Annotated in this window: 6 protein-coding genes; all 6 read left to right on the forward strand. The window is 59.8% G+C overall.

Annotated elements, in window-relative coordinates:
• The first annotated feature begins 295 nt into the window (after positions 1 to 295).
• Entirely contained in the window at positions 296 to 2,524 is a 2,229-nt protein-coding gene (locus tag ACZ6ZO_RS12670; protein WP_465293050.1) for a polyribonucleotide nucleotidyltransferase, read from the forward strand.
• Positions 2,525 to 2,794: 270 nt separating this feature from the next.
• Positions 2,795 to 3,544, forward strand: coding sequence for a 4-hydroxy-tetrahydrodipicolinate reductase (gene dapB, locus ACZ6ZO_RS12675; protein ID WP_182386323.1), 750 nt, complete (start codon positions 2,795 to 2,797; stop codon positions 3,542 to 3,544).
• Positions 3,545 to 3,565: 21 nt separating this feature from the next.
• Positions 3,566 to 4,318: an FAD-dependent thymidylate synthase gene (thyX, locus tag ACZ6ZO_RS12680; RefSeq protein WP_465293053.1), complete on the forward strand. Its 753-nt coding sequence runs from the start codon at positions 3,566 to 3,568 to the stop codon at positions 4,316 to 4,318.
• A 17-nt stretch (positions 4,319 to 4,335) separates the two neighbouring features.
• A complete protein-coding gene (gene dapA, locus ACZ6ZO_RS12685) occupies positions 4,336 to 5,232 on the forward strand; it encodes a 4-hydroxy-tetrahydrodipicolinate synthase (RefSeq protein WP_465293055.1) in 897 nt (298 codons plus the stop codon).
• Between the two features lie 2 nt (positions 5,233 to 5,234).
• Positions 5,235 to 7,253, forward strand: coding sequence for a ribonuclease J (locus ACZ6ZO_RS12690; protein ID WP_465293057.1), 2,019 nt, complete (start codon positions 5,235 to 5,237; stop codon positions 7,251 to 7,253).
• A 45-nt stretch (positions 7,254 to 7,298) separates the two neighbouring features.
• Complete coding sequence (locus ACZ6ZO_RS12695) at positions 7,299 to 7,898, forward strand: TIGR03085 family metal-binding protein (RefSeq protein ID WP_465293059.1); 600 nt, start codon at positions 7,299 to 7,301, stop codon at positions 7,896 to 7,898.
• Positions 7,899 to 8,162: the final 264 nt, after the last annotated feature.

The following is an 8,162-nucleotide window of genomic DNA, read 5'->3' on the forward strand; positions in this document are numbered from 1 at the left end:
CCTGGGATACCAAACCCTGGCCCACAGCCGGGGACTCGAATCACTACCAACCCACACCGCCGCGTAGGACTCCAACAAAAAGTCCGCACACCCTTCGGGCAAAAAGTGGGTTTTATTCACCGAGACTCGAGTTCCAGGTCTCGAGTTTGCGCGCAACCTCATCACAATCGCAGCGACACCGATGTTGACGTGCGCAGATCTGATATTATGTAGCACAGTCTGACAACTGGACCTCGAGATGACGGCACCGACGACCGTCGCTAAACAAAGAAGTATTTGAGGAGAACTCGCTTAGATGAGCGATGTTGCATTTTATTCTGAACCTGACTATGGCGTCTACGGCGTAACTGCCACCATTGATAACGGCGATTTCGGTACCCGCACGATTCGCCTGGAGACTGGCCAGCTTGCTCGTCAGGCTGATGGCGCGGTCACTGCTTTCCTTGATGAAGAAACCATGCTGCTTGCGACGACGACGGCGTCGAATCAGCCTCGGGAAGGTTTCGATTTCTTCCCGCTGACCGTGGATGTGGAAGAGCGGATGTATGCTGCGGGTCGCATTCCGGGCTCATTCTTCCGTCGTGAAGGCCGGCCTTCTACCGAGGCAATTTTGGCCTGCCGACTGATTGACCGCCCGCTGCGCCCGACCTTTGTCAAGGGCCTGCGTAACGAGGTTCAGGTTGTGGTGACGGTGCTGTCGATGGATCCGAAGGACATGTACGACGTCCTCGCCATCAACGGCGCTTCCGCCGCGACTCAGCTGTCCGGCCTGCCAGTTTCCGGTGCGGTCGGTGGTGTGCGCATGGCGCTGATCGCGGACGAGGCGCATCCGAAGGGCCAGTGGGTGGCATTCCCAACCCATGAGCAGCACGAGCAGGCGCTGTTTGAGATCGTTGTCGCTGGTCGCATCGTGTCCAAGAAGGTCGGCCGCAAGACCGTCGACGATGTCGCCATCATGATGGTTGAGGCAGGCGCCACCGAGGGCGTCATTGACCGCGTCAAGGCGGGCGCTCCGGCTCCGACGGAGGCTGTCGTCGCTGAGGGCCTTGAGGCAGCCAAGCCGTTTATTGAGGTGCTCTGCCGCGCCCAGGCCAAGCTTGCCGACGCCGTTGCCAAGGAAACCCAAGAGTTTCCATTGTTCCCGGCCTATTCGGACGACATCTACAAGGATGTTGAGAAGATGGCCTCGAAGAAGATCCAGAAGCTGATGTCCATTAAGGGCAAGCAGGAGCGCGAAGAGGCCACGAACTCCCACATGGAAGAGATAGTGGAGAAGTTCGACGAGGACGAGGCAAAGGAAGTGCGCGCGGCCTACAACGCCGTGATGAAGTCTGTGGTCCGCCACCGCATTCTCACCGACCACTTCCGTATCGACGGTCGCGGTGTCACCGACATCCGTGACCTGGGCGTTGAGGTCGACCTGATCCCACGCGCGCACGGCTCCTCCTTGTTCGAGCGCGGCGAAACCCAAATTATGGGCGTGACCACCCTGGACATGCTCAAGATGGAGCAGCAGATTGACTCTCTGACCCCAGAGAAGTCGAAGCGTTACATCCACCACTACAACTTCCCGCCATACTCCACCGGTGAAACCGGCCGGGTTGGTTCCCCGAAGCGTCGCGAAATTGGCCACGGCGCCCTTGCTGAGCGCGCACTGGTCCCAGTGATCCCATCCCGCGAGGACTTCCCATATGCCATCCGTCAGGTCTCCGAGGCGCTGGGCTCCAACGGCTCCACCTCCATGGGCTCGGTGTGCGCATCGACGCTGTCCCTGTACAACGCTGGCGTGCCGTTGAAGGCCCCGGTTGCTGGTATCGCAATGGGCTTGGTCTCCGACGAGATCGACGGCGAAACCCGCTACGTTGCTCTCACCGACATCCTCGGTGCAGAAGATGCCTTCGGCGACATGGACTTCAAGGTCGCCGGCACCCGCGAACTGGTCACCGCGCTGCAGCTAGACACCAAGCTTGATGGCATCCCATCGAAGGTGCTGGCAGCAGCCCTGGAGCAGGCCCGCGATGCCCGCATCACCATCCTGGACACCATGGCGGAAGTCATCGATACCCCAGACGAGATGAACTCCCTGGCGCCGCGCATCACCTCCGTGAAGGTGCCAGTGTCCAAGATCGGCGAGCTCATCGGCCCTAAGGGCAAGACCATCAACGCCATCACCGAAGAAACCGGCGCCGACATCTCCATCGAGGAAGACGGAACCGTCTACGTCTCCGGTACCGGCGAAGCAGCAGAAGCCGCACTGGAAAAAGTCAACGCGATCGCAAACCCACAGCTTCCAAAGGTAGGCGAGCGCTACCTGGGCACCGTGGTCAAGACCACCGCCTTCGGTGCATTCGTCTCGCTGCTGCCAGGCCGCGACGGTCTGGTCCACATCTCCAAGCTCGGTGGCAACAAGCGCATCGAAAAGGTTGAGGACGTGGTGAGTGTTGGTGACAAGATCCAGGTCGAAATCTCCGACATCGACAACCGTGGCAAGATCTCCCTGGTCCCAGTAGGCGACGAAGCCTAAGCTCCAGCCGTTGCTTAAGCACCCCGCACAGTGTTGCGGGGTGTTTAGTTTTCTCAGCGCCGGAGATTTAGCGTACCGATGGGATTTTCACGGCTCGAATCGTCCCATCCGTACGCTAAATCCGGCGTCGGTTACTTAAACCCCCCTAAACCCCCTTTAGTATTCCTTCACTCTGTGCGCTATGATGATTCGTTAGTCGAGCCTGCGCCTGTGGTGGCGAAAATCGGCCTAAAATTGGAACCCTCAACCCCGTGTGAAAGGTATGGAACCATGACTGACATTAAAGTAGGTGTCCTGGGAGCTAAGGGCCGTGTTGGCCAAGCTGTAGTTGAGGGGGTAACCGCAGCGACTGGGCTGGAGCTGGTCGCTGAGGTGGATAAAGGCGATAGCCTGCAGCTGCTCGTCGATAGTGGTGCGCAGGTGGTGGTCGACTTCACGGCGCCACAGGTGGTGATGGGGAATCTGGAGTTCTGCATCAACAACGGCATTTCCTGTGTGGTTGGTACGACGGGTTTCACGCAGGAGCGACTGGACCAGGTGCGTCAATGGCTGGAAAACAACCCTGGGGTGGGTGTGTTGATTGCCCCAAACTTTGCGATCTCCGCCGTGTTGACCATGGAGTTTGCTAAGCAGGCCGCCCGGTTCTTTGAGTCCGCGGAGGTCATTGAGATGCATCATCCGAACAAGTTGGACGCACCGTCGGGAACCGCAATTCATACGGCACAGGGAATTGCGGATGCGCGTCGTGAAGCAGGCATGGGCGCCCAGCCCGACGCCACCGAACAGTCGCTGGAGGGCGCGCGTGGCACGCTTGTCGACGGCGTACCCGTCCACGCCGTCCGCATGCAGGGCACCGTCGCCCATGAAGTGGTGATCTTCGGTACCCAGGGGCAGTCGCTGTCCATCCGCCAGGATTCCTACGACCGCACCTCTTTTGTGCCAGGCGTGCTGCTGGGCGTACGCGAGGTCCAAAACAAGCCGGGTCTGACCGTCGGTTTGGAACACTACCTCGATATTTAACAATTAGAAGCGGAGAATGACATGGCGAAAGCCGTACCCTTAAGTGTCACGCTGATTGCGTGCTCGCAGTTTCATGCGCCCAGCGACATTGAATGGGACACCGATGCTCGCGGTGGGGAAGCCCTGATCGAGTTCGCTGGTCGTGCCTGCTACGAAAGCTTTGACAAGCCCAACCCGCGCACCGCCACCAATGCTGCCTACCTGCGGCACATCATGGAAGTGGGGCACACCGCACTGCTTGAGCACGCCACCGCCACGCTGTACCTTCGTGGCATCTCCCGCAGCGCCACTCACGAGCTGGTTCGCCACCGTCATTTCTCCTTCTCGCAACTGTCCCAACGGTTCGTCCACCCCGAAGAATCCAACGTGGTGGTGCCCGGCCTCATCGCCGAAGATGAAGACCTGCTGCGACTGTTCAACCGCAGCATCGACGAAGCCCGCTTCGCTTTCGACGAACTGCTCGACGCACTCGAAGAAAAACTCGCGGGTGAACCGAACGCACTGCTGCGGAAAAAACAAGCCCGCCAGGCCGCCCGCGCCGTCCTACCGAACGCCACCGAATCCCGCATCGTAGTCACGGGAAACTTCCGGAGCTGGCGACACTTCATCGGGATGCGTGCCACCGAACACGCCGATGTGGAAATCCGGCGGGTTGCAGTGGAATGCTTGAAGGTACTGCAGCAGCAAGCTCCCGTCGTGTTCGGTGACTTTGACATCGCCACGCTGCATGATGGTACGCAGATGGCCACGAGTCCCTACGTCACAGACTTTTAACTAAACAAGGAGTAGTCATGAACGTAACCAAATTTGGTGCCAACATGTTCGGCACAGTGGGCGTCGCCATGGTGACGCCGTTCGACGCCAACGGGGATCTAGATGTAGCCTCTGTGCGCCAGCTGGCAGCCTACCTGGTAGAAAACGGCATTGACAGCCTGATTCTTTCCGGAACCACCGGCGAAGCCCCCACCACCACAAACGAAGAAAAGAGCACCCTGATCACTGAGGTGCGCGCCGAGGTAGGGGACCGTGCGAAGCTCGTCGCCGGCTGCGGAACCAACAACACCCGCGCCTCTATTCAGCTCGCCCGAGACGCCGCAAAAGCTGGGGCCGACGCACTGCTGCTAGTCACTCCGTACTACTCCAAGCCATCACAGGAAGGTGTGGTGCAACACGCCAATGCTGTTGCCGACGCGACAGACCTTCCCGTGTGCCTGTATGATATTCCAGGTAGATCGTCGATTGAGATGAGTTCTGATACGATCAGACGTCTAGCCGACCATAAGAATATCCATGCGATGAAGGACGCCAAGGGCAACCTTTGTGCCGCCACCGATTTGATCGCTCAAACCGGTCTCGCCTGGTATTCGGGAGATGATCCCCTGAACCTGCCGTGGCTCACCCTCGGCGCCTCCGGTTTCATCTCAGTGGTAGGACATGCAGCTCCACGCGCTTTGCGTGAGCTCTACACAAGCTTCGAGGAAGGCGACCTCGCCCGCGCGCGGGAAATCAACGCCACGCTGTTCCCGCTGTTTCAAGCACAAGCTCGACTCGGTGGGGTCAGCATGAGTAAGGCTGCTCTGCGACTGCAGGGCATAGATGTAGGAGATCCCCGCCTGCCGCAAGTAGCAGCAGACGCTGCCCAGGTGGAGGAACTCCGTACCGACTTAGAGAAGGCTGGAGTCTTTTAGATATGACCGAACCACGCAATCGTGCCCGCAAGGTAACTCGTAAGGCTGGCCCACCAGAGACCGTGGAAGCAGTGAAATTCCAAGCCCCCGAGGTTACCGCGGACAACGATTCCGCGCCGGCGCAGCGCAGCAACGACAGCGGTGAGGGCGAACAGCGCTCCCGCGGTCGTTCGGGGAATAGCCGACGCAGCAACCGTGGACGCGGCCGAGGCGGAAACGGCGGCAACGGCGGTAACAACCGGGGACGCCGCAACGTCGTGAAGTCCATGCAGGGCGCCGACCTGACCGAGCGTCTCCCAGAGCCACCGAAGGCACCGAAGGACGGCCTCCGTATCGTCGCCCTGGGCGGTATCTCCGAAATCGGCCGTAACATGACCGTGTTCGAATACAAGGGCAGGTTGCTCATTGTCGACTGCGGTGTCCTATTCCCATCCTCCGGCGAACCAGGCGTCGACCTGATCCTTCCAGACTTTTCCTACATGGAAGGCAAATGGGACAAGGTTGAGGCTCTCGTGGTCACCCACGGACACGAAGACCACATCGGTGCCATCCCATGGCTGCTCAAGCAGCGCCATGACATTCCGATTCTGGCGTCCCGCTTCACCCTGGCCCTCATCGCGGCCAAGACCAAGGAGCACCGTCAGCGCCCGAAGCTGATCGAGGTTAACGAAAAGTCCGATGTCAATCACGGCCCATTCAACCTGCGGTTCTTCGCCGTGAACCACTCCATCCCTGAGTGCCTCGGCATCGCGATCAAGACCGGAGCTGGCCTGGTTGTTCACACCGGCGACATCAAGCTGGATCAGACCCCAACGGACGGTCGACCAACTGACCTGCCTGCGATGTCTCGTCTGGGTGACGAAGGCGTTGACCTGTTCCTGTGCGATTCCACCAACGCCACCACCCCTGGTGTATCCAGCTCTGAATCCGAGATCGGCCCGACGCTCAAGCGCCTAGTCATGGACGCTAAGCAGCGCGTCATCATCGCTTGCTTCGCCTCAAACGTGTACCGCGTCCAGGCTGCCATCGATGCCGCCGTGGCCTCTGGCCGTAAGGTCGCATTCAACGGCCGTTCCATGATCCGTAACATGGAGATCGCGGAGAAGATGGGCCTGTTGAAGGCGCCTCGTGGCACGATTGTGCAGATGGATGAGGCTGCGAAGCTCGCGCCACACAAGGTGCTGCTGATCACCACGGGTACACAGGGTGAACCGATGGCTGCGCTGTCCCGCATGGCGCGCCGCGAGCACCGCCAGATCACGGTGCGCGATGGCGACCTGATCGTCCTGTCCTCCTCATTGGTCCCAGGTAACGAAGAAGCTGTCTTTGGCGTGATCAACATGCTGGCCCAGATTGGTGCCACCGTGATCACTGGCCGCGACGCCAAGGTCCACACCTCCGGCCACGGTTACTCCGGTGAGCTGCTGTTCCTCTACAACGCGGTGCGCCCGCGCAACGCGATGCCGGTGCACGGCGAGTGGCGTCACCTGCGTGCGAACAAGGAACTGGCGATCTCCACTGGTGTTCAGCGTGACCGCGTCGTGCTGGCGCAGAACGGTGTGGTGGTCGACCTGGTCAATGGTCGCGCGCAGGTCGTGGGCCAGATCCCAGTGGGTAACCTGTACGTGGACGGTGTCACCATGGGCGACATTGATGCCAAGGTCCTGGAGGATCGTACCTCCATGGGCGAAGGCGGCGTCATTGACATCACCGCGGTCATCGACAACCGCACCGGACGCCTGCTGGAGCGCCCGACGGCACGTGCGCTCGGTTTCTCCGAGGATGCCGTCGCGATGATGCCTGAGGTTGCCGACCTGGTGGAGAACATCATGATCGAGCAGGCCGGTGAGGGCGAGAATGATCCGTACCGTATTGCGCAGCAGGTGCGTCGTAAGGTGGCGCGCTTCGTGGAGCAGAAGTGGCGTCGTAAGCCACTGGTCATGCCGACGGTGGTCCCGATGACCGCGGAGACCCAGCCGGTGGAAGACACGGACGTCGAGAACACGCGCCCAAGCCTGTAACCACCACGAGCCCAAGTGTAGGACATTTCTCCTACACTTGGGATTATGTCTTTTTCACGCACAGAACGCGCCCGCCTGGTCGACACTTTCTTAGGCGTAGGGCCGAACGCCCCGACTGAGTGCGAAGGGTGGACGGCGCACCACCTGGCCGCGCACCTGTTGTTGCGGGAAACCTCACCGCTTGCGACAGCAGGCATGTTCTTATCGCCGCTTGCTGGGGTGACCGACAATGCGATGCAGCGCCAGCTTGACCAGCCCTTTGCGGAGGTTGTGGCGCAGTGGGGGAGGGGACCGCGCGGGCTGTGGCGCCTGCTGGACTGTAAGGCAAATGTGGCCGAGCATTTCGTGCACCACGAGGACGTTAGGCGGGCGCAGGGCCTTGGCCCACGCAGCTTCACGACGGCCGAATCCCGCGAACTCTATGACGCTCTTCGGAACCTTAAAGTTTTGCTGCGTGCTAGTCAGGTGGCTGTAGAACTGCGCCCCGAAGGGTTCCCGGCTATTGCCGCTGGTCAGCGTGATAGTGAGGAACGCGTGGTGATAAGTGGCCAGGTGGGAGAGATCCTCCTTTACCTCTACGGGCGTCCAGCTCAGGGGCTTGATTTTGTGGGTGATGTGGAGAAGATCAAACTCACTTCCTTATAGGGGTGGCTACGTTCTTGTGCCTCTAGTTGGGTAGTGCACAGTAGGTTTCCTATCGGGCGAATCCCCGGGAAGCATTTCCCGGATCTCGGGTGGAAATAGGGCTGCAGAAGTGCTTTTTGGGTGTTTTTGTGCCGAGATCCGGGTTTCACTTCCCGGGTTTCGGCAGGAGCGATCGTTGTCAACTAGTTGTGAATCATTGAGGGTAAATGGGGGGTAGGTAGTAGTGGCTGTTAGGTCATCGCTGTGTCGAATATTGTTTGGGTT

It is taken from the genome of Corynebacterium sp. NPDC104732 (assembly GCF_055583565.1).